General features: G+C 38.0%; 20 protein-coding genes. 11 read left to right on the top strand and 9 right to left on the bottom strand.

From position 1 onward, the window contains the following. Window positions 1-5 precede the first annotated feature (5 nt). Both WC623_RS03485 and dcd read right to left on the bottom strand, forming a co-directional pair. Window positions 6-2,702, bottom strand: a complete 2,697-nt coding sequence (locus WC623_RS03485; protein ID WP_372848123.1) for a TonB-dependent receptor plug domain-containing protein — start codon at window positions 2,700-2,702, stop codon at window positions 6-8. 74 nt (window positions 2,703-2,776) lie between these two features. Then, complete coding sequence (gene dcd / locus WC623_RS03480) at window positions 2,777-3,313, bottom strand: dCTP deaminase (protein WP_372848122.1); 537 nt, start codon at window positions 3,311-3,313, stop codon at window positions 2,777-2,779. A 151-nt stretch (window positions 3,314-3,464) separates the two neighbouring features. On the opposite strand from dcd, the gene WC623_RS03475 reads away from it, so the two are divergent. The 5 genes from WC623_RS03475 to WC623_RS03455 all read left to right on the top strand — a co-directional run bounded on the left by WC623_RS03475 (window position 3,465) and on the right by WC623_RS03455 (window position 6,391). Next, window positions 3,465-4,106 carry a 4'-phosphopantetheinyl transferase superfamily protein gene (locus tag WC623_RS03475; protein WP_372848121.1) on the top strand — a complete coding sequence of 214 codons (642 nt, stop codon included), beginning with the start codon at window positions 3,465-3,467 and terminating at the stop codon, window positions 4,104-4,106. Window positions 4,107-4,116: 10 nt separating this feature from the next. Next, a complete protein-coding gene (gene lipB / locus WC623_RS03470; protein ID WP_372848120.1) occupies window positions 4,117-4,812 on the top strand; it encodes a lipoyl(octanoyl) transferase LipB in 696 nt (231 codons plus the stop codon). A 97-nt stretch (window positions 4,813-4,909) separates the two neighbouring features. Then, entirely contained in the window at window positions 4,910-5,425 is a 516-nt protein-coding gene (locus tag WC623_RS03465) for a DUF5684 domain-containing protein (RefSeq protein WP_372848119.1), read from the top strand. A gap of 6 nt (window positions 5,426-5,431) precedes the next feature. Continuing rightward, a complete protein-coding gene (locus tag WC623_RS03460) occupies window positions 5,432-5,767 on the top strand; it encodes a DUF2752 domain-containing protein (protein ID WP_372848118.1) in 336 nt (111 codons plus the stop codon). Between the two features lie 12 nt (window positions 5,768-5,779). Continuing rightward, window positions 5,780-6,391 carry an SGNH/GDSL hydrolase family protein gene (locus tag WC623_RS03455; protein WP_372848117.1) on the top strand — a complete coding sequence of 204 codons (612 nt, stop codon included), beginning with the start codon at window positions 5,780-5,782 and terminating at the stop codon, window positions 6,389-6,391. Here the strand turns inward: WC623_RS03455 and WC623_RS03450 are convergent. Continuing rightward, window positions 6,388-7,131: an RDD family protein gene (locus WC623_RS03450; protein ID WP_372848116.1), complete on the bottom strand. Its 744-nt coding sequence runs from the start codon at window positions 7,129-7,131 to the stop codon at window positions 6,388-6,390. The genes WC623_RS03455 and WC623_RS03450 overlap by 4 nt on opposite strands. 91 nt (window positions 7,132-7,222) lie before the next feature. On the opposite strand from WC623_RS03450, the gene WC623_RS03445 reads away from it, so the two are divergent. Genes WC623_RS03445 through WC623_RS03420 form a run of 6 tightly spaced genes read left to right on the top strand, consistent with a single transcriptional unit; the run spans window position 7,223 to window position 13,292 of the window. Then, window positions 7,223-8,191 (top strand): stage II sporulation protein M, encoded by a 969-nt coding sequence (locus WC623_RS03445; protein WP_372848115.1) that lies wholly within the window; start codon window positions 7,223-7,225, stop codon window positions 8,189-8,191. Continuing rightward, a complete protein-coding gene (locus WC623_RS03440) occupies window positions 8,175-9,050 on the top strand; it encodes a hypothetical protein (protein WP_372848114.1) in 876 nt (291 codons plus the stop codon). Before WC623_RS03445 ends, WC623_RS03440 begins: the two co-directional genes overlap by 17 nt. Then, window positions 9,050-9,778, top strand: a complete 729-nt coding sequence (locus tag WC623_RS03435; RefSeq protein ID WP_372848113.1) for a hypothetical protein — start codon at window positions 9,050-9,052, stop codon at window positions 9,776-9,778. The genes WC623_RS03440 and WC623_RS03435 overlap by 1 nt, the downstream gene beginning before the upstream one ends. Further along, a complete protein-coding gene (locus WC623_RS03430) occupies window positions 9,775-10,956 on the top strand; it encodes a DUF4350 domain-containing protein (protein ID WP_372848112.1) in 1,182 nt (393 codons plus the stop codon). The genes WC623_RS03435 and WC623_RS03430 overlap by 4 nt, the downstream gene beginning before the upstream one ends. Before the next feature lie 2 nt (window positions 10,957-10,958). Next, complete coding sequence (locus WC623_RS03425; RefSeq protein ID WP_372848111.1) at window positions 10,959-11,936, top strand: AAA family ATPase; 978 nt, start codon at window positions 10,959-10,961, stop codon at window positions 11,934-11,936. 9 nt (window positions 11,937-11,945) lie between these two features. Next, entirely contained in the window at window positions 11,946-13,292 is a 1,347-nt protein-coding gene (locus WC623_RS03420) for a DUF58 domain-containing protein (RefSeq protein WP_372848110.1), read from the top strand. 38 nt (window positions 13,293-13,330) lie between these two features. Here the strand turns inward: WC623_RS03420 and WC623_RS03415 are convergent, their stop codons facing one another. The 6 genes from WC623_RS03415 to groES all read right to left on the bottom strand — a co-directional run bounded on the left by WC623_RS03415 (window position 13,331) and on the right by groES (window position 25,337). Further along, window positions 13,331-14,758, bottom strand: a complete 1,428-nt coding sequence (locus WC623_RS03415; RefSeq protein WP_372848109.1) for an L-serine ammonia-lyase — start codon at window positions 14,756-14,758, stop codon at window positions 13,331-13,333. Window positions 14,759-14,816: 58 nt separating this feature from the next. Beyond that, window positions 14,817-15,473: an MgtC/SapB family protein gene (locus WC623_RS03410; RefSeq protein ID WP_349784029.1), complete on the bottom strand. Its 657-nt coding sequence runs from the start codon at window positions 15,471-15,473 to the stop codon at window positions 14,817-14,819. A 55-nt stretch (window positions 15,474-15,528) separates the two neighbouring features. After that, window positions 15,529-16,533, bottom strand: a complete 1,005-nt coding sequence (locus WC623_RS03405; RefSeq protein ID WP_372848108.1) for a PorP/SprF family type IX secretion system membrane protein — start codon at window positions 16,531-16,533, stop codon at window positions 15,529-15,531. A gap of 24 nt (window positions 16,534-16,557) precedes the next feature. Then, entirely contained in the window at window positions 16,558-23,133 is a 6,576-nt protein-coding gene (locus WC623_RS03400) for a PKD domain-containing protein (RefSeq protein WP_372848107.1), read from the bottom strand. A 131-nt stretch (window positions 23,134-23,264) separates the two neighbouring features. Beyond that, a complete protein-coding gene (gene groL, locus WC623_RS03395) occupies window positions 23,265-24,905 on the bottom strand; it encodes a chaperonin GroEL (protein ID WP_349784032.1) in 1,641 nt (546 codons plus the stop codon). A 141-nt stretch (window positions 24,906-25,046) separates the two neighbouring features. Further along, entirely contained in the window at window positions 25,047-25,337 is a 291-nt protein-coding gene (gene groES / locus WC623_RS03390; protein ID WP_349784033.1) for a co-chaperone GroES, read from the bottom strand. Window positions 25,338-25,392 lie beyond the last annotated feature (55 nt).

Here is a 25,392-nt window from a genome sequence, read left to right as displayed (position 1 = left end):
ATTCTTTACTTTACTTCATAGGTATATACCGCTCTGGCTAAACGGCCTGCCATATCTATTCCTTCTACTACAATTCTATAAGTTCCAGCCTCATCTGTATTGAAAAAGCTGAACTGACCTTTCCCGTCTGTATTGGTCAACAAGTGTGGTTGCCAATAAACTGTACTGCGTAAGTCGGCCCTGTTGTCTGGCTCGGTCGGAGAATATTTAGGCGAGTAGAATTGTCTGATGTGAGGATATCCTTTTGGTGCATAAGTCATGATTCCAGGGGCAAAGCTGGAAGATGAATAACCTCCCCCTCTTTTAGTGGTTATAATTAAGACACCACCACCACCTTGTGAACCATAAATTGCGGTATTACCAACGGATTTCAAAACTTCGATAGTCTCTACATCTGAAGGTATAATATTATCCAGGAAGTCTGAACCCACGTTCATGCCATCTAAAATGATTTGCATTGGGCTACCTGAAGACAGGTTTCTCATCAGGTAAGGTTCGCCATTTTGTATGATTAATCCTGCAACCCGGCCAATAAGACATTGTTCGAGCGTAACACAATTGTCCAACATATCGGAAGTCACTATAAAATCCGCACGTCCCGAACCGTTCAGGTTTGCTGAGGTTTCAGATGCTTTTCTCTGCTCAACAATGTTTACTTCCTTGAGCACCAGCGTTCGCTCCAGTAGCCCTCTTTTGGTTAACTCGTCGAAATAATTGTTGCTCTTTTTTAAATAGCCCTGAAGTGCTTCATTTACGTTTACTTCTATATCTCCAGTGTTTTTGTTTTTCGTTACGATTTGTCCTGGTACAATGTCCAACTTGATGTCCACACTCTTTTTGTTCTTGGCAGTTCTTCCCTGAACGATAAATTTAGTGCTATCCGAAAATATCAGTTTATCAAAATTGAATCTGCCTTGGTCATCTGTCAATGTATCAATAGCAAAAAAGCCACCTGAAGAAGAGAACAGTGAAACCTTGCTGTTTGGTAAAGGTTTACCACCATAGCTGGTGATGACACCGCTTATTCCCAGAGATTTTTCTGGTTTGAAGGAGTTTACCAGTGGCGTATTATTGATGACATTTTTCCATAAAATCCTTCTCCACCCTTGTGTAAGCATTAAAATGTCCAGATTCTGGGCAGTTTTTACATCGTTACTCAGGAAGTAATAATTTGGTGCTTCAACATAACCTGTAAGATCAGATGTGAGTAATAAACTTGTTAAAATATTGCTTTCATTTTCAGGATCTGGCTTTACAGATGCTGTATTTGTTACTGCTATAGAGTAGCTGCCACGCAAAGGTTTATCAGCAATTTTACCTGAAATAGTTAGATCTACTTTTCCTCTTTTTGTATAACTAGGTTTTAAATTTTCTATGGTGGTATTGATGCGGTCTTCCGTGTTGTTTATAAATGCAAGTCTTTCAGAAACAGGAATATTGCTGCCATTAAATAAGGTGAACTGCACAATTCCTGAAGGAAGGTCTTTTTTAGGAATACTGGCTGTTATAATTTGTTTCTGAGAGGGAGATTTTGTCGTAAAATAGATGTTCCCACCACTTTGGGCTATAAGTTTTAATTCTGTATTACCAATAAGATCGGCGCTTAACAGGATTTTTATTGCGATTTTATCTGGGTTATTGTTATTGATTGAAAGAACATAACCACTGGATTGTGCTTTAGTTATTGGGAACGTTTTTTCCGAACCATCTTTAAATTTAACCTTTGCAGAATAAGTTTTACCTGGTTGGGGATTTAATACAAGACTACCCATACCTCTGTGTTGAGTTTCAAAGCGGTTTATTTCAGTACCCTCGTTATCCAATACTGTACCGGATATGTCTTCGCCAATTCCTCTTGCATTTACCGCTTTTACAGCCAGACGGTTTGGTAGTGATTCAACAAAGTTGCCACCTTCAGGAAAAAACTGAACGTCTATAGCATTCGAAGTTGTTGTTATGGGAATATTCTTAACTATCTTTTCTTTATTGGGTAGTGTTAATGTTGCAATGATACTACCGGCTTTAGTATCCATTTGCTGATTATTAGTGAAGTTGATGTTTATTTCACCATTTGCATCAGTAATGGCTTTACCTTTAGCCAGGTTTTTATTGTTCATCTGGACTTCATAAGTAACTTCATTATTGTTATATGGTTGTCCGTTTTTATCTGAAAACTGAATTCTCGCATTTACTTTTTCATAATCCTTTTCAGTGCTGAAATTGTAGGCTGTTTTAGTGAATACTTTATTGGCCCATGAGTTTCCGATTTTTACGGTTTTATCAAAAAAGTATTCTGGGCCGGCATTCCTCATCCACTGCGTATATGCTCTTATTCGGTAATTGCCTTCAGATAAAGTATCAGGTAATTTAAAATCTCCCCATGTGATGCCAGATTCCAAGGGTAGTTTTAATTGTGTTGCTATTTTGTTTTGCTCGTTGATCAATTCTACATATAATGCTTTGCTGATGTTTGTTGGTTCGTAGGTTTGAGCATTAATTACATAGGCTTTAAACCAGATATCATCTCCTATGGCATAATAAGGTTTGTCCAGGTGAAGATGTACTTTTTCTTGTGCATTGGTTTTAGCGTATTCCTGGTAGCGCTTTACGAGAGCAGAAAAGGGATCTTGTGCCAGTTTGCTGGAAAATGAGAAACAGATTCCTAACATCAATAAAGCAGGAATAACGAGTTTAAGTTTCATAAAATGAGCATAAATAAGAAAGCCTCAATATACAAATATTGAGGCTTTCTTATTAGAAAAATATATTGTAATTTTTAGAACTTATTCTTCCACATCATGCTTTCTACAGGCTTAGTGGTTTTGTTATTATATTTTGCATTGCTTTTTGTGTTGTATAAAGTTTCAATGTTGCCTTCAACAACAAAATAAATGAGCTGTCCGATTGGCATGCCTGCATAAATGCGGACAGGTTGTGTACAAGAGATTTCTAATGTCCAGGTATTGCAAAAACCCACATCTCCTTTTCCTGCTGTTGCATGGATGTCAATGCCTAGTCGGCCAGTACTCGATTTTCCTTCAAGAAAAGGCACATGGGCATGAGTTTCTGTATATTCAAGCGTTACACCAAGATATAGGGTTCCGGGCTCCAGCACATATCCATCTTTAGGAATTTCAAAGTGTTCGATTTTATTATGCGACTTTGCATCTAACACCCTGTCTTTGTAGGTAGCAAGGTATTTACCCAGATGTACATCGTAGGAGTTGGTTCCAAGGTTTTCAGCCTTAAATGGCTCAATAATAATTGTGCCTTTATCTATTTCTTCAAGAATTCGTTTGTCAGACAGGATCATTTTTCGGTGTTATGTATAGTTATTTAAAGATAATGGGCCCTGCATCATATGCTTATCGGTGATTATAAGTCAGGAAGTTTTGCAGGTTTATCTAATTTGGACGAAATTATGATTAATTTAAGATACTTTTGCATTGTTTTCTAAAATAGAGATGCCTGTAGTTTTTAATAAAAATATTGACGAAGAGACCATACTTGCTGTATGGAAAATCGAGGAAACCGAAGCAGAACTGCTTTCTGGCTTACAGTTGAAACAACATGAACTTGATTTTATTTCTTCATTGAACAATGGTAAGCGCCTGTTGCATTGGTTGAGCACCCGTGTATTATTGAGGACAATGCTAAACACATCTGAATATATTGATTGCAGGATGGATGAGCATGGCAAGCCCTATCTTCCTAATCTAGAATATCATATTTCTTTAAGTCACTCTTATGATTATGCTTCTGTGATTATTGGGAAAACTAAAAAAGTGGGAGTTGATATTGAGCTGATCAAGCATAAGATAAAAAGTATTAAGCATAAATTTCTGTCGGATATTGAACTGGCACAAAAACAAATTGGCGACAATATTGATGGTTTATACGTTTGTTGGGTTGCTAAAGAAGCAATTTATAAATGGAATGGGACTAAAGGGTTGGAGTTTAAGCGCGATATTTATATTAAGCCCTTTAAATTAAGAAATGAGGGAGAGTTGACGGCTATGGTACATTTGCCTCAGGGAACGAGAGAACTTACTGTTCATTACTTTAAGACCCAGGATGGCTATATGCTTGGCTACGTGGTAGCATAATAATTGCAAGATGAATAAGAATGTCGAATTTATTGACTGGGGACTTACGGATTACCAGGATGCATGGACAAAGCAAGAAGCCATTTTTGATAAGACCGTTGCTTTAAAGATTCAGAACAGGACTAATAATACTGAACTTGACACGCCAAATTACCTGATTTTTTGCGAACATCCTCATGTTTATACGCTTGGTAAAAGTGGTAAACCTGAAAACTTATTGCTGGATGAGCAGGGATTGCAGAAAAAAGAAGCCACATACTATAAAATTAATAGGGGTGGTGACATTACTTATCATGGCCCCGGACAAATCGTAGGCTACCCGATATTAGACCTTGATAATTTCTTTACAGACATCCATTTGTATTTAAGGACACTTGAGGAAGCGGTTATTTTAACATTGGCAGATTATGGTATTACTGCAGGTCGTTATGCCGGGTTTACTGGGGTATGGCTGGATGCGGATAATGAAAAGGCCCGCAAAATATGTGCAATGGGAGTAAGGTGTAGTCGTTGGGTTACTATGCATGGATTTGCATTTAATGTGAATACTGATCTGGATTATTTTAAAAATATTGTTCCTTGCGGTATTGATGATAAGGATGTCACCTCTATGAATAGGGAGTTAGGTGCACAGCTTGACATAGAAGAAGTTAAGTCAAAGTTGAAATCTCATATTGCATCTTTATTTGAAATGCAGATAGTTTGAAAGGATGATTTGAGTCATTAGCATGTAAAAACATAGTTTTGATTTTTTATTACAAATCTTATCTTTACTAGATAAACAATAAAAAAAACAACAAACTATGGATTACAACTCGGAGTATTCAGCGGCTGGAGCAGGCATTGGCGCTGGGGTAATTATTTTTTACCTTGCCATACTAGTATTAGTATATGCAGGACTATGGAAAATTTTTGTAAAGGCTGGAAAACCAGGCTGGGCAGCAATTATTCCTATTTACAATTTAATTGTTCTTATTGAGATAGTAGGAAAACCAACTATATGGATACTTTGGTTAATTATTCCATGTGTGAATATTGTGTTTGCAGTTTGGCTTTACAACCTATTAAGTAAGAGTTTTGGGAAAACAGAAGGTTATACAGTAGGTATGATATTACTCCCTTTTGTGTTTATTCCATTGCTTGGTTTTGGTGATGCTCAGTATCAAGGGCCATCAGCTGCTGAAGCGCAGAATAGATTTAACCCTAACGATCCTTTTAATAAAAACAATCCTTTTGGCGGGAATAATCCATTCGGTGGAAACAATCCGTCTGGGACAAATGATCCGTTTAATCAACCACCAACAACTCCAAATGCATAATTGCTGGTGCTAAGTACATATATATTATCCGCCTGGTCTTTTTTATTAGATCAGGCGGATAATTTTTTCCTGCCATGTCCATTTAAGGTGTTAACAGGGTTTGATTGTCCTGGCTGTGGTTTTCAACGCTCTTTTTTAGCACTTTTAAAAGGTGATTTTCAGGAGAGCTTTCAATTATATCCTGCAACAGTTCCCCTACTTCTGACTTTTATCATCGTATTGCCTGCAAAGTATTTTACAAAGAGAGATGTTTCTTTATTGATTAAAATCGCATTTTTAATTACCGGAGCGCTTATTTTAATAAGCTATGTATATAAAATGATTTATGGGCATCATCATTGACATTAGAATTTTATGAACAAATCAGTATCCTATCTTGCTTTGGGTGACTCTTACACCATAGGTGAAGAGGTGGCCATAGAAAATAGCTTTCCATATCAATTGGCTAATGTTTTGAGTAAGAGAGGCTTTGTCGTAAATAGACCTGAGATTATAGCAACTACAGGCTGGACAACCAGTGAATTGCAGAATGCAATTGCTAAGTCAAGCTTAAATCAGAAATTTGATATAGTAACTTTACTTATTGGTGTAAATAATCAATATAGAGGGGAATCTTTAGTGTCTTACCGGAAAGAATTTAAGGCTTTATTGCAAACAGCTATAGACTTTACCAATGGCAATAAAGCCCGTGTATTTGTATTGTCGATTCCGGATTGGGGGGTAACTCCTTATGCTTTTAATAGCGGACGAGATCAGGAACTCGTAACCAAAGAAATAGATGCTTTCAATGCAATTAATTATGAGGAAACCACTATTTTAGATGTAAGCTATACGGATGTTACTACTTCATCACGTAAGGCAGGTTCAGAAACTGACCTTTTAGCTAAAGATGGATTGCACTATTCGGCAAAAATGTATGCTGAATGGGTTGAGCTTCTTAAGCAAGGGGTAATCAAAGTAATTTAAATGGCAATTGCTGTATGGTAATTATAGTCTTGAACCACTGTTTTTAAAAAATCCATTTCATTCATTCCGGCGGGTATGCTCACTGAAAGTAAGGCCGCTACTTTTGCAGACATTGTATAAATAAGATCCGTATTATACGTTTTATAATAAGTTGCAATCACTTCGTGAACTAACTCTATATCTCTGTCATTAAGCATACTGGTATTATTAAATACAGGTATGTATTCTTCCTCAACAGGATGAAAAGCAATATGATTAAAATCGGCCTGAGGTGAGGTTTTGATAACTGCAGTTCCAGCTACAATATCACCTATTCGCTGTTTTTTATCTGATGCAGCGATACAGATTAATCCTCCAACCTGTGCTGTTAAGTATAAATCAACCAAGCGAAACAGCCAACGGATAAAGTATTGACCAATACTTGCCTGGCTTCCGTCAAGGCTAATCACTTTTATTTTCATGATACGTTTACCAATGCTTTGACCATTCATGAAAATTTCACAAATGAGGTGATAGAAAACAAAGCTTGCAAAGTAAATAATGATGATTGTTAGAATTACAGATGGACTGCTGTTTAATAAACCCGAAACTCCACCTATCGCGGCCAATAATACAAAAACGATATATAGACCAATAAATATACCCAGATCAATTAATCTTGCGACAATGCGTTCACCTAATCCCGCAACGGGATAGTCAATGTCAACATGTTGACTAGTGTTAACTTTTATTGTTTCCATATAAGTTCAAATATAATATTGATGTTGAATTAATTGTTGTAAAATGTTTTTTTGTGCTATTTTAACGGAAAATTAACACCTTATCAATTTTATGAGAGAAGCATTGTTTGTGAAGCAGAATTCTGGGAAATGGAAATCCTATGAGCAGTTGAAAACGAGCAATCCTGATGAACTAGCTGAGCGGTTTATTGATATTACCAATGACCTGGCTTATGCAAAAACATTTTACCCTAAATCTAAAACCACAGTTTATTTAAATGGACTGGCCTCTATTCTGCATCAGTCTATCTATAAGAATAAAAAGGAAAAAGCAAATCGCTTTGCCATCTTTTGGAGATATGAGCTGCCAGTTTTGTTTTTTACCTATCGTCGTCAATTACTTTATTCTCTTATTTTTTTTGCCGTTTCATGCGCCATCGGTGTTTTGTCAGCCAAATATGATGATGCTTTTGTAAGACTGATTATGGGCGATAGTTATGTGAATATGACCAACGAAAATATTGCAAAAGGTGATCCTTTTGGTGTTTATAAACAACAGGGGCCAGTTTCTATGTTTCTTCAAATCGCCGCCAACAATATTTATGTTTCATTATTGATGTTTGTTAGTGGGATTTTCATCTCCATTGGGCCTGTTTTTATGCTGTTAAGAAATGGAATTATGCTAGGTTCCTTTCAATATTTCTTTTTTAGTAAAGGTCTTGGTGCTGCTTCGGTACTAGTAATCTGGATTCATGGAACCTTAGAAATATCTGCAATTGTAATGGCTGGTGCTGCGGGGTTGGTACTTGGCCACGGACTACTTTTCCCTAAAACTTATACCCGTTTGCAAGCCTTTAAAAATAGTGCAAAGGACGGGACAAAAATGGCATTAGGAATTGTCCCGATACTGATCGTTGCAGCTTTTTTTGAAGGTTTTATAACTCGTCATACAAATATGCCCTTATGGCTAAGTATAGGTATTTTAGGAGGATCATTTATTTTCATCATCTGGTATGTGATCATTTATCCATCACAGTTAAATCAACGTAATCAAAATAATTATTATGTCACAACAAATTGAATTTAAGAAGCTTAGGGATTTCGGAGGAATCATAGGTGATACTTTTCTTTTCATCAAGCAGAACTTTAAACCGTTATTAAAGGTATTCCTTTATTTATGCGGGTTTTTCATCCTGGCGGGAATTGTCGCCTCTGCAATGCATGAGATATCCATGCAAAATACTCCTGCGGTACAAAATGGCCCTTTTTCATCCAGAAATTTTTCTGATATTCTAAATTGGAATTATTTTCTGATGATCTTTGTTTCAATTGGAAGTTATACCGCCATCACAGTTTCAATATTAAGTTTTATTGCCTTATATATTCAAAAGGGTAAAGTGGCTCCCAGCCCGGAAGAAGTATGGGCATATTTTAAATATTACTATTTCAGGACTTTTTTTAGTAGCCTGGGAGTTGGATTATTTGCCTGTATAGCCTTTTTGTTTTGTATCGTCCCTGGGATCTATGTTTGGCCTGCTATGTGTTTATTTTATCCAATTATGATTCTGGAGAATGCTAGTTTTGATTATTCATTTGGCCGTGCATTTAAATTACTTAAGGATCAGTGGTGGAATACAGCAGCAGTTATACTTGTTATTTATTTCATTACTTATGCTTGTATGATGATCCCTGCTATCCCTGGGATGCTCTTTACCATGATTGGCACTTTTATTCCAGCTGTTAAGGAATGGAATAGTGCATTGATTATAATTGGTGCTATCTTTCAAAATCTTACTTATGTCTTTATGATAATTCCGGCAGTAGGAATTGCATTGTGTTATTTTAACCTGGTAGAAGTACAGGAAAGTGCAGGTTTGATGGATCGTATTCATCAATTTGGAGAAGAAAAGAATGAGAATCCTCCTTTAGAAGAATATTAATGCAAAAGACGCTCATTTTAATTTTTCTGGGTTTTATTTTCTCAGTAGTCTATCCCGCTGTAGCCCAGGTGAAAAGGGAAGTTTTAAAGGAAGCCCAGATCAGAAATGACAATTCCAGAGTTGATCTTAGAAGCTTTGATCTTCAGAAAATAAAAGATTACAGCCTCCAAAAAGAATTTCGTTATGATCAGTCAGTTTCGGTTGATACCAGTTGGTGGAATCGTTTTTGGAGCTGGATTTGGAAGATGATCAATGGAGCTTTAAGTAACAAGTATTCTGGAGATTTTGTTAAGTATTTGGTTATTGCTGTTGTTTCTGCATTAATCATTTTTAGCTTGACTAAGATTGCTGGATTGGATTTGATGATCTTCTCCAGAAAGTCTAAAGCCGTTGATGTTCCTTATGGTGAAGCAATGGAGAACATTCACGAGATCGACTTTAATGATGAGATTAATAAGGCAGTTATTAACGGGAACTACAGACTTGCCGTTCGCTTATTATATCTGCGTTCGTTAAAGTTGCTTAATGATCAGGAGTTAATCGACTGGCAGCCTGAAAAAACAAATCAGACTTATATTGATGAAATTGAAGATCTCGAAAGAAAACAGGAGTTTAAAATGCTGACGCTTCGTTTTGAATATATCTGGTATGGTGATTTCTCTATTGACAAGGAAATATTTAAAGTACTTAAGGGAAGTTTTGAACGATTTAATGTGAAAGCACTATGAACGGATTGAAACGGTATTTGATTTGGAGTGCTATAGTCATGATTGGTTATTTGGTAGCACAGTATTACAAGCCCAAACCTACAAATTGGACAGCTACTTATTTAAAAGAGGACAAAATACCTTTCGGCACTTATATCTTATACCAGGAGCTAGGAAAAATTTTTCCAAAAGCAGAGATTGCTCCCTCAAGACTGCCTGTTTATAATAATTTAAAAGACAACGAGTTCGTCAATTCTAATTACCTTTTTATTGCGGGGAGGGTAAACATGGATAAGTATGATTATCTGGAGCTTGTTAAGTATATGGAAAAGGGCAATAATGTTTTCATTGCAGCCTATGAGTTAAGTGATTTTTTAACTGATACGTTGAACCTGACTATGAACTCTGTATATGATTATGCTCATAAAAATGGTACTCCTATAAACTTCGTAGATCCAGCTTTAAAAGGTAAAAGGGATTATATTTTTAATAAAGGTCTGGGCGATCAGTATTTTAGTAAGGTAGATACCATAAGGGCGAGTGCTTTAGGAAGAAATGCTGATGGAGAGATCAATTATGTAAAATATACATTTGGTAAGGGTGGCTTGTATCTATTGCCAAGTCCGCAATTGTTAAGCAATTACAATATTTTAAATCCTTCGGGAGCAACCTATATATCCAAAGTGCTTTCTTTCTTACCGGATGCAAAACACGTAATATGGGATGAAAACAATACCAAAGGTACTATTGATGATTCCTCTGTTTTACGCGTATTGTTTAATAATGACAACCTGCGTTGGGCTTATTATCTGGCCATTTCAGGCTTATTGATATTTGTATTATTTGAGATGAAACGTAGACAGCGTATTATTCCTGTTATTGAGCCTTTAAAAAATACTTCTGTTGAGTTTGTTGAAGTTGTTGGTAAGGTCTACTATCAACAACGGGATAACCGCGACATTGCACACAAAAAGATTACCTACTTTTTAGAGCACGTGAGAAGCAATTATCGACTAAAAACTACAGTGCTGGATGAAGAATTTATATCAGATCTTATTCTTAAGTCTGGTATAAATGAGGAGATAGTGCGTAAGCTAATAGAGATGATAAATAGATTGAATGGTGCAATTGTGATTGACGACCATGCACTTATTCAGTTGCATAAATTAATAGAGAAATTTAATAAACAAGCCCGATAATTATGGAAGCAGAAATGTTTAACCAAAGAACTGACCTTACACAACTTAATACTGCCGTAACAGAAATCAGGCAAACCTTGGGCAGGATCATTGTAGGCCAGAAAGATACGATCGACTTTTTAATTGCTGGGTTATTGGCTGATGGCCATGTGCTTTTAGAAGGTGTGCCCGGTGTAGCGAAGACTTTAAGTGCCAAGTTGATTGCCAAGAGTATTGATGCTTCTTTCTCAAGGATTCAGTTTACACCAGATCTAATGCCTTCGGATGTGATTGGTACTTCTGTTTTTGACCCACGTTCTTCATCATTTGAATATCGTAAAGGACCTATATACGGACATATTGTATTGGTGGATGAAATTAACCGTGCCCCTGCAAAAACGCAATCTGCTTTGTTTGAGGTGATGGAGGAGCGACAAATTACGGTTGACGGACACACTTACCCTATGGATGAACCTTTTATGGTATTGGCGACCCAAAACCCAATTGAACAGGAGGGGACGTATAGATTACCTGAAGCACAGTTAGACCGGTTTTTGTTTAAAATAGAGGTTAAATACCCAACGCTTGAAGAGGAAACGACTATTTTACTAAATCAGCATCAGCGTAAGCTTGATGATGAGCTTAAATCAGTTAAGGCTGTTTTAAGTGTTGAACAGATTAAAGCATGTCGGGCAATTATAAGGACTTTACATGTAGAGCCTAAATTGATTGAATACGTGGCAAAGATTACGCATGAAACCCGTAATAATAAGTCTCTCTATCTTGGTGCTTCACCACGTGCATCGTTAGCGATGATCAATGGAGCGAAGGCTTTTGCTGCCATGCAGGGACGCGATTTTGTTACACCGGAAGATATTATAAAGGTAGCGCCAGTGGTTTTATCGCACAGAATTATGCTGACTCCAGATAAAGAAATGGAAGGCTTAAGCACAAATGATATTGTAATGCAGATTATTCAGAAAATAGAAGTACCTAGATAAAGCCATAATTTGAGACAATTTTTTATAAAATATTACAAAGACCTTTTTCTGGGCAAAAGATTTTTTGTCGGGATAGGGCTGTGTGTAAGTTTATTTCTTTTTTCTTTCTTTCTGCCCTGGCTTGGTGATCTGCCTGGTGTAATTTTCCTGGTGTTTGTGCTACTCGTATTAATTGATGGGATTTTGTTGTACCGCACAAAACGAGATGTATTTTTACGAAGGGATATTCCAGAAAGGTTAAGCAACGGAGATGAAAATGAGTTAAAGATTTATATAGAAAACTTCTATCCCTTTAGTATTCATATCGGTATCATTGATGAGATTCCTTTTCAATTTCAAAAAAGAGACCTATGGTTTAAAAGTAACTTAAAAGCAGGTGAACGTAAAACCATCATTTACACTTTAAGGCCGACTAAAAGAGGGGAGTATGTCTTTGGTCAGACTCGTTTGTATGTGCAGTCGCCTTTAGGTCTTGTATCGCGCAGATTTAACATTGGAGATGAGGCTACAGTCCCTGTTTATCCATCTTTTTTACAGTTACGGAGGTACGAATTGATGGCCATATCAAACAGATTAACAGAATTTGGTATTAAAAAGATAAGAAGATTAGGCCACAGTATGGAGTTTGATCAGGTGAAGAACTATGTGCAAGGAGATGATTACCGTACCGTAAACTGGAAAGCTACCGCAAGAAAGGGTGAGCTGATGGTGAATTCCTTTACAGATGAAAAGGCTCAGCATGTATATTGCGTCATTGATAAATCGAGGTCTATGAAAATGCCTTTTGAAGGTTTGAGTTTACTGGATTACGCTATAAATGCCAGTCTGGTACTTTCTAATGTTGCGCTTGTAAAGCAAGACAAGGCTGGTTTGATTACTGTGGCGGAGCAAATTGGAAATGTGGTTCCTGCAGATCGGAGACCTACACAGTTGGGCAAAATAATGGAGGTGCTTTATAAAGAAAAAACAAGATACCTCGAACTTAATATGGAAGCTTTGTTTACCAGCGTACGAGGAGTATTAAGACAAAGGAGCCTGGTTGTATTATTTACCAATTTCGAGAGTATGTCTGCATTGAACAGGCAGCTTCCATATTTAAAGCGTATAGCAAAGTATCATTTACTTCTTGTTGTATTTTTTGAAAATACAGAACTTAAAGAAATCACACAGAAGCAGGTGCAGGATGTTGAAGATATTTATATCCAGACCATTGCCAATAAGTTTGCTTATGAAAAGAAGTTAATGGTTCGGGAAATGGCTAAACATGGGATACTTAGTATCCTTACACCTCCTGATCAATTAACGATAAATGTAGTAAACAGATATCTTGCCATTAAAGCACAGCAGAAAATCTAACTTGTTTTTAAATGCTGCAGGCTTTAATTACTCTTAAACTAACATTCAGGTAAGCTGATTGGGATATTTGTAGCCAAACCGCCATCCGATGTCTCTTTATATTTAGAGTTCATATCCAGTGCAGTTTCCCACATCGTATTTACAACCGCATCAAGACTTACTTTCGCTTTGTCTGGATTACTTTGTAATGCCAGTTGGCAAGCTGTGATTGCTTTGATAGCCCCCATAGTGTTCCTTTCAATGCAAGGAATCTGTACCAGGCCGCCTATAGGGTCGCAGGTTAAACCCAAATGATGTTCCATAGCAATCTCTGCTGCCATCAATACTTGACGCTGTGAGCCTCCTAAACACTCTGTAAGCGCTGCAGCTGCCATGGCTGATGATACACCGATCTCCGCCTGACACCCACCCATTGCAGCTGAAATTGTAGCTCCTTTTTTAAAAATACTGCCGATTTCAGAAGCACAAGCAATAAATTGTGTGATCTTTTCGTCCGTATAGCCGTCGCAAAAAGCAATATAATATTGTAAAACTGCAGGGATTACACCAGCAGCGCCATTTGTTGGAGCAGTAACAACTCTACCAAAAGAAGCATTTTCTTCATTTACGGCAAGTGCAAAGCAGCTTACCCAATCTAATATATAATTGAAATCATTTCCGCCACTTCTGATAGCCATAATCCAGCTCGTATAATCTGTATAAACGCTATTGCCAATTAATCTCTTATTTAATGCTGCAGCCCTTCTACCTACGTTTAGTCCCCCAGGTAAAAAACCAGAAGTATGACAACCCCTGTAAGTACAGTCTTTCATCACTTTGAAATGCTGCATAATACCTTTCCTGGTTTCTTCCTCTTTCCGCCATGATAGCTCGTTCTCCATTACAATCTCGGAGACTTTAAGACCAGTAGATAAACACCAGTGAAGTAGCTCACTTGCTTTATCCACAGGGAATGGGAGGTCTACCTGTTCTTTTTCATTTCCTGTTTCTCCTTCTTTTACCACAAAGCCACCACCTACAGAATAATAGGTTTCAGAAAAGGCTTTTCCATTGTTTAAAAATGCCTGGAAAGTAACTGCATTAGGATGAAATGGAAGACTTTCCAAGAATAGAAAGATCATGTCATCACTATATTTAAAGGAAATCAATTGTTCGCCGGAAAGGGATAGCAACTGATCATCTTTAATTGAAGCAATGGTCGAATCAATTGCATTTACATCGAATGTTACGGGATCTGCACCTGTAAGGCCTAACAGGATGGCAACATCAGTTCCGTGACCAATTCCTGTTTTGGCCAGAGAGCCGTATAACAAGACTTTCACTTGTTCTACCTGAGTCAGCAATTCTTCTTTCTTTAGCGAAGCTGTAAATTGCTGCGCTGCTCTCCATGGCCCCAAAGTGTGGGAGCTTGATGGACCAATACCTATCTTAAATATATCGAATACCGAGATTTGTTCCCTTTGCATAAATACAAATCTACTATAGTTTGATCATATTTTTTATACGTTACAGGAATGATACGACTTAAAAGTCGAAAGCAATGATGTTTTTATCCTGAAGCATTCTATCTACAAATGTTTTATGGTTTTTCGGACTCCCAATCGCGATCCATGTACCACTGATAATACCATTTGCAAGCTCCTGTTTCCCCCTGGAAAGCTTTAATTTGGAAGTTTTAATGTCGTTCTCGTATTTTTCAAGACTTTCACCTTCATAACGTTTAACAATGCGATATATTCTTTTTGTAAAACGACGTTCAGCCATTTCCTCTAAAAAAGGGAAAATGAGTAGGGCCAGCAATACCACTACAGTTACACCTATGGCCTGCTCGAAGTAGCCAGACCCAATGGCCATACCAATTGCGGCTACAATCCAAATTACACAAGCAGTTGTGAGGCCTTTTACCTGGTTGTCCTCCTTAAAAATAACACCTGCTCCGAGGAATCCGATTCCGGTAACAATGTTGGAAGCAATTCTGTCGTGACTACTTATTCCTATTTTTACAGAAAGTATAGTGAAAAGGGTTGAACCAAGACCAATCATAATCATGGTTTTTAATCCCGCCTGCTTACTTCTGAACTCTCTTTCAGCGCCAATCAGACCACAAAGCAGAGTTGCCATTAAAAACTTATTTACCTCACTCTGTGTGAGGAAATGATTACTATCGAGAATGTTTTCCATATCAGTTTATAGAGTCTAATATAACAAAGATTTGCATCTAATTATTATATCTTCATCAATAGAAATCGTAACATCTCAGACCGTTAAATTTGTTATATCCCGAATTATTAGGGAAATATTTTTCGTAACCAATACTTCCTTCTGTTGTTCCACTGGTATTGGTATAATTGATTTTTGATGTTGTAGCATCATGGCTGATTCCTAATCTTAGCTTCTCGCCATTTCGGTTTCCTTTTAGCAAATCAAATATCAATGAAACAACTACGGCATCAGGGCCATTCTGACCACCGCTACGGTACCATAACCCTGCATTAAGTCCTTTAAATTTAAACTGTGCTCCGGCGCTTAAAGACGAAGAGCTAGCCTGTTTGTAATAAACAACAGACGGAATCAGGTATGAGCCTTCATCCTGATAATAAGTGCCACTGCTCAGTGGTAATCTAAAACTCGCATTGGCGGTAATACGCATAGGCAATTTAGCTACAGTGCCACTAAAGGATTCATCTGGTTGATTGATATGATGTACAGCAACTCCCGCCATTAAGTTCCTAAATACAATATTTGTTCCTGCTGCTGCATCGAAAAAGATTTTGTTGTCTACATCTGGTGGTTGTGCTGCGGATACGGTTCCTGGAATATAACCCAGGCGCATATCAATCTGATCGGAGAATACGAGTTTGCTCCAGTCTATCTGTCGGTTGGTAAAGCCTGCCTGTATACCAAATGAAGCAACAAAATCATCACCGCCTACACTGTAAGAATAAGTCGCTGCGGCATTGTTTTTTACCAGAAATGCTGTTCCCTCGCTGCTGCGGTTAAACATTATTCCAACACCGCCCCCAAATTTAGAGATGTTCATGTCTGCAGATGCTGTGATGTAAGATAAATCACCACTAAGCCCTGACCATTGATTTCTGTAAATGAGATTCATCCTGATATCCCCTTCAAACTGCCCTGTTAAAGAAGGGTTAAGATAAATTGGGGCATTAAAAAACTGTGAGTATACATGATCCTGGGCTAAAGCCGGTAGGCTCATCACAGTGGTTAATAAAGCTGTCATATATTTTAATCTCCCGCTCATCCTTTATCTGATTAAATGTATTGCACCTGTTCGTTTCGGTGGAGTTTTGTCGTAGGTCATGCCTTTCCACTCGGTTCCGTTGACCATCTCCACATCAATTTTCCAGTAATAAACACCTTGTGGCATAGGTTGACCTTTAAACGTGCCGTCCCAGGCCTCTGCCGGTCTGCCTTCATCTAGTAATGAAGTTTCCCATACGATCTGTCCCCATTTGTTAAATACGCTGAATCTCCAGGTTTTTATACCGGAACCTTTTGCCCTGAATAATCGGAGCTCAGGAATCTCGCCTCCAGGAATGAACGAGTTGGGTACGAATAAATACCCAGGAACGCCTTTAATGGTTACGTCTTTAAAGGTTGTAGTATGACAATCTTGTTGATTAGTCACTTTTAAGGTGACTCTATATGTACCAGTATCCAAGTAGGTATGGGAAGGGTTTTTTAATTCCGAAGTTGTTCCATCTCCAAAATTCCATTCCCAAGTGATAGGGTTGTTGGTGCTTTCATCTTCAAATTTGAACGTATAATTAGGGATACTGATCACAGTTGAAGGCACTACATTAAAGGCTGCTTGTGGGGGCGGTACAATGCGGATGTATTGGGGTTTTTCCACTTCCGTTTTACAAGTTAGCTGATTTGTAGCAATTAATTTTACGGTATAATATTCTTGGTCTCCGGTGTAAGTGTGTGTCGGTTCAAAGTCTGATGAAGAATTACCATCTCCAAAATCCCATAGGTAACTGTTGCCAAGTCCACCTACACTATTATTTTTAAATTTAACTACAAGTCCAGGGCAACCTAAGGTCTGATCTGCTTCGAAATCTGCCTGTGGCTGTGCAAATACTTCTACGTCCTTTGTGTCCGTAATTTTAGAACAAATGTTATAGGCAGTCATGGTCACAGTAAATTTTCCACTTCTCCTATAAGTATGTGGAACGATACCAGGAGCAAAGGTAGTTTGGATCGGACTTCCATCACCAAAATCAAATTCAAATCTGCTTGCGCCAGTAGAATTGTTTTCGAAATTTACGATATGAGGAGCACACCCTCTTATTTCATCCAGCTTAACATGAAGAACAGCAATCATGTTTTGAGGGAATACACGTATAGTCTGTATTTTTTCATTAGTACCGCATTCGTTTACGGCAGTCATTTTAACATTGAATACAGTAGTTTCTGTTACATCGTAAACAAATTCCAGAGGAGACTTGTCATCTTTCTCTATTATTTTAGATCCATCACCATAAACATCATAATAATATTTGTTTGTGTTTCCGGGAGAAGTATTTATAAAGGTGATTTTATAAGGAGAACAAACTTCTACTTTATCTGGCGTAAATACTGCTTTTGGTTTTGCTTTTACGAGTATGTCTCTTGTTACTGGACTGGTTCCACAATCGGTAATAGCTTTTAAGGTGACTGTGTAAATAATGTCTTCTCCACTAGGATCTGGTTCAAAAGTCATGGTAGGATGCACTGCTGTAGAGAACTGTCCATTTCCAAAATCCCATTCAAATCTGGCTCCGGCTGTTAGTAATGATGTATTGGTAAAGTTTACAGGAAAAGGGCCACAAAATTCGTCATCACTAACATTAAATGAAGCTTGTACCGCCTGATTGGTACTAAAAGTATGACTCATTTCATCAGTTGAACAGCCCAACTTGCTGGTAACCACTAATCGGACAATTACAGATTTGCCACTGCTTTCAATGGTATATCCTGGGAAATTCGGGCCAGTTGTGGTTTGGATTACGCCATCAACATTTATATGCCAGGTATAAGTATCATTTCTATCTGGATAAGGAACTACTTGAATAGGTAAAGTAAAAGGGAAGCAATCGGTATCTTTTAGTCCCCAGGTAAATTCAGCTTTAGCATTTGGCGTAACAGTTTTGATTATGGCATTACTAATGCTTTCTAAGGAACCGCTACATTCAACTGTGCTCACTATACGTCTGTAATGAGTAGTTTGTGTTAGTGCTGGAGGTTGATAGTCGGGGGTTATAATGTTTGGGATACTTGTCCAGTTACTTCCGTCAAGACTACTTTCCCATCGATAGAAGAAATGATCATCTCCTCCAGTCGGAAGAGTTCCAGTGATTAACATCGGTATTAATCCACTACAAATAGTTTGATTGTTAGCAATGTTATTATTTCCTATAGGTGGCTGAATGGTAATTGGAAGTTCATTACTAATGGATGTGCAATTTCCACTGTTTACTGTTCTTCTGAAACTGGTGATTCCAGTGGTAGTAAGTATTATAGTTAAATCTTTCGCTGTTTTTCCTGTCATTACTTCCCATGGACTGCCGTTAATCTGACTTTCCCAAATGTATTGGTACTGGCCTTCTTCACCGCCTGTTGGTAGATGTCCGACAATAGTTATCTGCTGACCGTTACAAACTATTGCGTTTGATGTAGTAAGGCTATTCAGATCAATAGGTTTATTGTTGCGAATAGTGACTTCATCTTCAGTTGGGTTACATGGTGCATTTCCGGTGATTGTCCATTTAAATATATAGGTAATTCCTGGCAAGAGGCCAGTTACAGAAGCTTCAGAATTTAAGCCAGGGGTAATCACTGCATTTGGATCACCGCTAACCATCGTCCATATACCTGTTTCTCCAGAAGCTATAGGATTCCCTTTTAGTAATACAGAGGTTTCATTACATAAAATCTGATCAACGCCAGCATTAGCTCTGGTTGTTGGAGGAGCAACAGAGATTGTTGTAGATGTTGAGTATGCTATTGTACATCCTTCATTTTGGACAATAGCTCTGAACTGTGTGGTAGTGCTTAAGTCGGTATAGCTATAAGTTGAAGCTGTGTTTACACCTGGAACATCTTGCCATGTAGCTCCATTGTCAGTCGACATTTGCCATCCTAAAACAGAACCGTTATTTCCACTTAGGGTAATTGTGCCTGTATTGTCGTTTTGACAAACTGTTTGCGCACCAGTAGTAATTCCAGGGACAGTAGGAATATTTACAGTAATAGTCACCTGACTCTCGGTGCCAGGACAAGCCCCTGTGGGAGAGATGATCCACTTAAATATATACACCCCATTTGCTTGTAGTCCCGTAACTGTAGACTCAAAATTTGTGTCATCGGTAATTTGGGGGCTTCCTAAAGATGCAGAAACAAGCTCCCATTTTCCGGTTCCTACATTAGCTTTATTTCCCTTTAATTGGTAAGTTTCTGTATCGCAGATACGCTCGTCTCCTCCGGCATTGGCTACGGTAACTGCTGGATCTACGGTTATAGTAACTGTAGTTGGAGTTCCTTCACAATCATCACCAGAGTATGACCTTATAGTATAGGTAACTGTTCCTGGTAAAAAGGAATTATTCAATAATGCTTCATTGATGGTAAAACTATTTTTTCCCCCTATTAATGAAGTTGAGCCTGTTCCATTGGTATTCCCTGTAATGTCGGCGGATGAAGCATCGCTAGTCCAGGTAAATCGAGTTGGAATGTCTGAGGTTAATACTATTCCTGCTGAATTACTATGGCAAATGGTTTTATCGGCGACAGGATCTACCATAGGTTTTGGAGTAACGGAAATAGTTACCTGACTCTCGGTGCCAGGACAAGTTCCTGTAGGGGAAATAACCCATTTAAAAATATACACCCCATTTGTTTGTAGGCCTGTGACTGTAGATTGAAAGTTTGTGTCATCGGTAATTTGGGGGCTTCCTAAAGATGCAGAAACAAGCTCCCATTTTCCGGTTCCTACATTAGCTTTATTTCCCTTTAATTGGTAAGTTTCTGTATCGCAGATACGCTCGTTTGGTCCTGCATAGGCTACAGTAACTGCTGGATCTACGGTTATAATAACTGTAGTTGTAGTCCCTTCACAATCATCAGCAGAGTATGATTTTATAGTATAGGTGACTGTTCCCGGTAAGAAGGAACTATTTAATAATGCCTCATTGATGGTAAAGCTATTTTTCCCCCCTATTAATGAAGTTGAGCCTGTTCCATTGGTATTCCCTTGAATATCTGTTGAAGAAGGTACACTAGTCCAGGTAAACCGAGTAGGGATATTTGAGGTTAATACGATCCCTGATGGATTATTATGACAAATTGTTTTGTCAGTTATTGGATCTATCACCGGTTTTGGAGTAACAATAACTGTAAAAGTAAAGGGGACACCAATACATGTTGCTGTGGATGGTGTAATGGTATAAACTACTACAGCATTTTGAGTAGTGCTGGTGTTTGTAATGGTTTGATTAATGGCTCCATTACCTGCAAGGCTAAAGCCTGTTGCATTTCCATCCTCATTTGTTGCAATCCACGTAAAATTACTTCCTGGTACTACTGAAGTTGGTATAAATGTTACTGCTTTCTCAGTACAAATTGTTGTGGTTCTAGATGGAAGCGGATTTGTTGTAGTATTATTTGGAGTAATAGTTACATCGATGGATTCCTCAACTATCGCACAAGGTGCTTGAAGGCCAGTATTTACCTGTAATCTGATATGGGCTGTTCCTGCAATACGTTCAGCCGTAGTTGGTGTATAAACTGCTTTTAGATGATCACTAGGGTCTGGGTATGCAAATGTGCCATTCCCAATCCAAAGGTACCTAGTCTGTGCTGTTCTATTCGTTATGTTCCCTTGTAAATTTATGTCGGCATCATAACAAATAGGATTAGGTGAGGCAATTATGCCAGGTACCGGAGATTCATAGATATTAATAACCTGCGTTTCAATTCTGGTGTTACAGCTGTTTTTGAATGTGAGTTTTACGGTATAAGTGCCGTAATCAGAGAAGTTTATAGTCGGATATTTACTATTGGCATTGCTGGTACCCACAAAATTGTATGCTCCAGGTCCAAGGACTTCCCATATATAAGTATCCACTTGTGGTGATGGATTATCTACACTTCCAGTAATAATCGTCCTTGTAATTGTTGCGTTTGGATCAAATGTTAAAGGACCTGTCTGGCAAATTTTAGCCTCATCAGATAAATCGACTATAGGGTCACTATCAACAATCACCTCCTGAACGGTGCTGGTCACCTCACAGTTCCCAGATTGTATTGTTAAAGAAATGATGTATCGGCCTATCTGGTTAAATTTAAACTGTGGTGTGGGGCTGTTTTTATCAGTACCATTCAAATATGCTACGACTGAAGGACCAGTTACATTCCAGGTATAAATTGGAACTGCCGTTAGGCAGCTATTATCTAGTACTGAGGTGTTTTCAGGAGTAAGAGTTCCAGGAATTAAACAAATTCTATTTACTGGTATTATAAAGTCAGGTTTTGGAGGGTTTTGAATACAAATGGTTCTTTCAATCGGTTCAGCCTGACAGACGCCTCCAACTGATCTGGATTCCAGTCTGATCCGTTTTATTCCGGGTGTCGTGAAATTATAGGTTAAATTAAAGTCATTACTTACTTCAACTCCATCAACGAACCAGGTATAGCGCATGGTGCTTGGTGCACATCCCGGTGCGTTGGCGATTGGGTTTTCTCCTGCAACAGATGTATTATTGAAAGTTACACTGCCTAAACAGGCAACCTCTGGTCGATCAAAGGAATTTATAGGTCTCGTAATTACTCTGGCAGGAGTTGAAAGAGGCCGTCCAATAGCGTTACAAAACGGGCTTATTACGCCCACATTTACTGCAAAAGCATTGTAAAATGTTTGAGCTCCAGAAGTGTAAGATAACCCACAGGAAGATCTGTTAAAAAGATGACTAACGCGAAAATTTTGATCAACAATGTCACAGTAAGTATATTCACTTGGTACTGTTCCATCACCCCAGTCTATTTTGTAAATGTTACCCGGAAAGTTCTGTTTGATATTTGGCCCCACTTCATATTCAAATTTTCCTTCAGGAAAACATACATTTATTCCTCCCGAGGTTTCAAATGCCGTAACCACTGGGTTGTTAATTAAAATGTAGGCCTTTGTACCTATCGAGCCATCTGGCATTATCGCTTTTGCAAACAAGGTGTAATGTGTCTTTGCAGCATTGAATGTCTTATAGCTGGCGTCGCCTGTACTCGTGAAAGTTAAGGTAGCTGATATTGTATTTGGGAATGTTGATTCATTTATAACGTCAACAATAACATTATTTGTTAAAGATTCATTCGTAAATTCGAAATCATTAGGTGTATTATTATCCACCTCACATAAACCAAACGTCCTCGGATTATCACTTGGTTTTGTTTCGGAGTCGATAATTGGATTAGCAATTTGTCCTGTTTTGATTTCAAAAGGAATAGAGTTTCCGGAGATAAATACAGGATTTGTAGATTTGATTCTAAGCGCATATCCGGTTCCAGCCGGCGTTCCGGGGGGAATTACACCGTTTACATAAGTTGTATAAAAACCATTATAGGAGCCAATACTACCAGGTATTTCTGTCCCATCAGGACTCACAAGATAGAGCTCGAAATTATTACCAGGCTTTATACAAGTATTTTGCAAAGTGAAAGTTGTGGCAATACTTGATCCCGGGCTATATGGACCAAGTTCAACTCTGCCTATATTAATCTGAGAAAAAACCTCAGAAACCTGAATAAAAAAGAGAGCAAGTGTAAAAAAGAGTAAATGTCTTACCATATATACAGGATGCTGTATAAAAGTAATTAATTTTTTGTTTGAATTAAGAGTTTTAGAATAAAATGATAGGAATAAAAAAAAACCACAGGAAATTCCTGTAGTTTTTAAAATATTTAACGAGTGGTTAATGATTACATCATACCACCCATGCCGCCGCCACCCATTGGAGGCATACCGCCACCTGCAGGAGCTTCTTCTGGATCATCAGCCAATACAACTTCTGTTGTCAACAACATAGCTGCAATTGAAGCTGCGTTCTCCAATGCTACACGACCAACTTTAGTTGGATCGATAACACCAGCTGCAATTAAGTTTTCATAAACATCTGTACGTGCATTATAGCCAAAGTCAGCTTTACCTTCTTTAACTTTCTGAACTACAATAGATCCTTCAATACCAGCATTCTGGCAGATCTGACGTAAAGGCTCTTCAATAGCACGACGAATGATTTGGATACCTGTCGTCTCGTCATCATTTGTTCCTTTCATACCTTCTAATGCTTCAATAGCACGGATGAAAGCAACACCACCACCAGCAACAATACCTTCTTCAACCGCTGCGCGAGTTGCATGTAAAGCATCATCAACACGGTCTTTTTTCTCTTTCATCTCTACTTCAGAAGCAGCACCAACATAAAGAACAGCAACACCGCCAGCTAATTTAGCCAAACGCTCTTGTAATTTTTCTTTATCGTAATCAGATGTAGTAGTCTCAATTTGAGCTTTGATCTGGTTAACACGCGCTTTGATATCGTCAGACTGACCAGCACCATTGATGATAGTAGTGTTGTCTTTATCAACAACAACTTTCTCAGCAGTACCTAAATAAGTAAGGTCAGCATTTTCTAATTTATAACCTCTTTCTTCAGAAATAACAGTACCACCAGTTAAGATAGCGATGTCTTCTAACATAGCTTTACGACGGTCACCGAAACCTGGAGCTTTAACAGCAACAACTTTCAGAGAACCACGGATCTTGTTCACTACCAAAGTAGCTAATGCCTCACCGTCTAAATCTTCAGCAATGATCAATAGAGGCTTACCAGTTTGAACTTGTTTTTCCAAAACAGGTAATAATTCTTTCATGTTGCTGATCTTTTTGTCATAGATCAAAATGTAAGGGTTTTCTAATTCCGCTTCCATTTTATCAGCATTGGTTACAAAATATGGAGATAAGTAACCACGGTCAAATTGCATACCTTCAACTGTTTTAACTTCAGTTTCAGTTCCTTTTGCTTCTTCAACAGTAATAACACCATCTTTACCAACTTTACCCATTGCCTCTGCAATTAAAGCACCAATAACCTCATCATTGTTAGCTGAAATAGAAGCTACTTGTTTGATTTTGTTATTGTCTTCACCTACAGTTTGTGATTGAGTTCTAAGGTTTTCAACGATTGCAGTAACCGCTTTGTCGATACCACGTTTCAAATCCATTGGATTTGCACCAGCAGCAACGTTTTTAATACCAGCAGTAACTATTGCCTGAGCCAATACAGTTGCAGTTGTAGTTCCATCACCTGCAATATCCGCAGTTTTAGAAGCTACTTCTTTAACCATTTGAGCACCCATATTTTCAATTGGGTCTTTCAACTCAATTTCTTTTGCTACAGTAACACCATCTTTAGTGATTGCTGGTGAACCAAATTTCTTGTCAATAATTACGTTACGTCCTTTTGGACCTAAAGTTACTTTTACAGCATTAGCCAAAGTATCAACACCTCTTTTCAGAGCGTCACGGGCTTCTACATTATATTTTACTTGTTTTGCCATTGTTTTAGTAGTAAGTATCTGCCGGTATTTCTCAGGATTTTCCTGATATACCTGTCGATACTATTGTTTAATGATTAATTAATTTGTGTTTTTAGCTATATAGCCCTCGACGGGGCATGCCAATCATTTAATATCCAGGTACTAAGAAAGTACAGCGTAGATATCGCTTTCGCGCATGATCAAATAGTCTTTACCATCAATAGGAAGCTCTGTGCCACCATATTTACCATAAAGTACAACATCACCTACTTTAACAGATGGTTTTTTACCTTCTGAATCTTCGTCTGAAACGGATACAACAGTTCCTTTGGATGGTTTTTCTTTTGCAGTGTCAGGAATGTAGATTCCAGATGCCGTCTTTTCTTCTGCCGCAGCAGGCTCAACAATAACTCTGTTTGCAGAACCTGAAATGGGTTTAAGGTTTAAAGCCATAACTTGATATTAGTTTATTTTTTAAGTTAAAATTTAAAACGTATTAACTACTCGG

The organism is Pedobacter sp. (genome assembly GCF_041645105.1).
In the GTDB taxonomy this organism is placed as follows: Bacteria; Bacteroidota; Bacteroidia; order Sphingobacteriales; family Sphingobacteriaceae; genus Pedobacter.
Note: the sequence above shows the minus strand (reverse complement) of the source record. Positions and strands in the feature narration are given on the sequence as shown.

What these genes read in the sequence shown, in the direction of transcription:
- WC623_RS03485 (WP_372848123.1), bottom strand. Translation starts at nt 2,702, where the DNA reads ATGAAACTTAAACTCGTTATTCCTGCTTTATTGATGTTAGGAATCTGT.
- dcd (WP_372848122.1), bottom strand. Translation starts at nt 3,313, where the DNA reads ATGATCCTGTCTGACAAACGAATTCTTGAAGAAATAGATAAAGGCACA.
- WC623_RS03475 (WP_372848121.1), top strand. Translation starts at nt 3,465, where the DNA reads ATGCCTGTAGTTTTTAATAAAAATATTGACGAAGAGACCATACTTGCT.
- lipB (WP_372848120.1), top strand. Translation starts at nt 4,117, where the DNA reads ATGAATAAGAATGTCGAATTTATTGACTGGGGACTTACGGATTACCAG.
- WC623_RS03465 (WP_372848119.1), top strand. Translation starts at nt 4,910, where the DNA reads ATGGATTACAACTCGGAGTATTCAGCGGCTGGAGCAGGCATTGGCGCT.
- WC623_RS03455 (WP_372848117.1), top strand. Translation starts at nt 5,780, where the DNA reads ATGAACAAATCAGTATCCTATCTTGCTTTGGGTGACTCTTACACCATA.
- WC623_RS03450 (WP_372848116.1), bottom strand. Translation starts at nt 7,131, where the DNA reads ATGGAAACAATAAAAGTTAACACTAGTCAACATGTTGACATTGACTAT.
- WC623_RS03445 (WP_372848115.1), top strand. Translation starts at nt 7,223, where the DNA reads ATGAGAGAAGCATTGTTTGTGAAGCAGAATTCTGGGAAATGGAAATCC.
- WC623_RS03440 (WP_372848114.1), top strand. Translation starts at nt 8,175, where the DNA reads ATGTCACAACAAATTGAATTTAAGAAGCTTAGGGATTTCGGAGGAATC.
- WC623_RS03435 (WP_372848113.1), top strand. Translation starts at nt 9,050, where the DNA reads ATGCAAAAGACGCTCATTTTAATTTTTCTGGGTTTTATTTTCTCAGTA.
- WC623_RS03430 (WP_372848112.1), top strand. Translation starts at nt 9,775, where the DNA reads ATGAACGGATTGAAACGGTATTTGATTTGGAGTGCTATAGTCATGATT.
- WC623_RS03425 (WP_372848111.1), top strand. Translation starts at nt 10,959, where the DNA reads ATGGAAGCAGAAATGTTTAACCAAAGAACTGACCTTACACAACTTAAT.
- WC623_RS03415 (WP_372848109.1), bottom strand. Translation starts at nt 14,758, where the DNA reads ATGCAAAGGGAACAAATCTCGGTATTCGATATATTTAAGATAGGTATT.
- WC623_RS03410 (WP_349784029.1), bottom strand. Translation starts at nt 15,473, where the DNA reads ATGGAAAACATTCTCGATAGTAATCATTTCCTCACACAGAGTGAGGTA.
- WC623_RS03405 (WP_372848108.1), bottom strand. Translation starts at nt 16,533, where the DNA reads ATGACAGCTTTATTAACCACTGTGATGAGCCTACCGGCTTTAGCCCAG.
- WC623_RS03400 (WP_372848107.1), bottom strand. Translation starts at nt 23,133, where the DNA reads ATGGTAAGACATTTACTCTTTTTTACACTTGCTCTCTTTTTTATTCAG.
- groL (WP_349784032.1), bottom strand. Translation starts at nt 24,905, where the DNA reads ATGGCAAAACAAGTAAAATATAATGTAGAAGCCCGTGACGCTCTGAAA.
- groES (WP_349784033.1), bottom strand. Translation starts at nt 25,337, where the DNA reads ATGGCTTTAAACCTTAAACCCATTTCAGGTTCTGCAAACAGAGTTATT.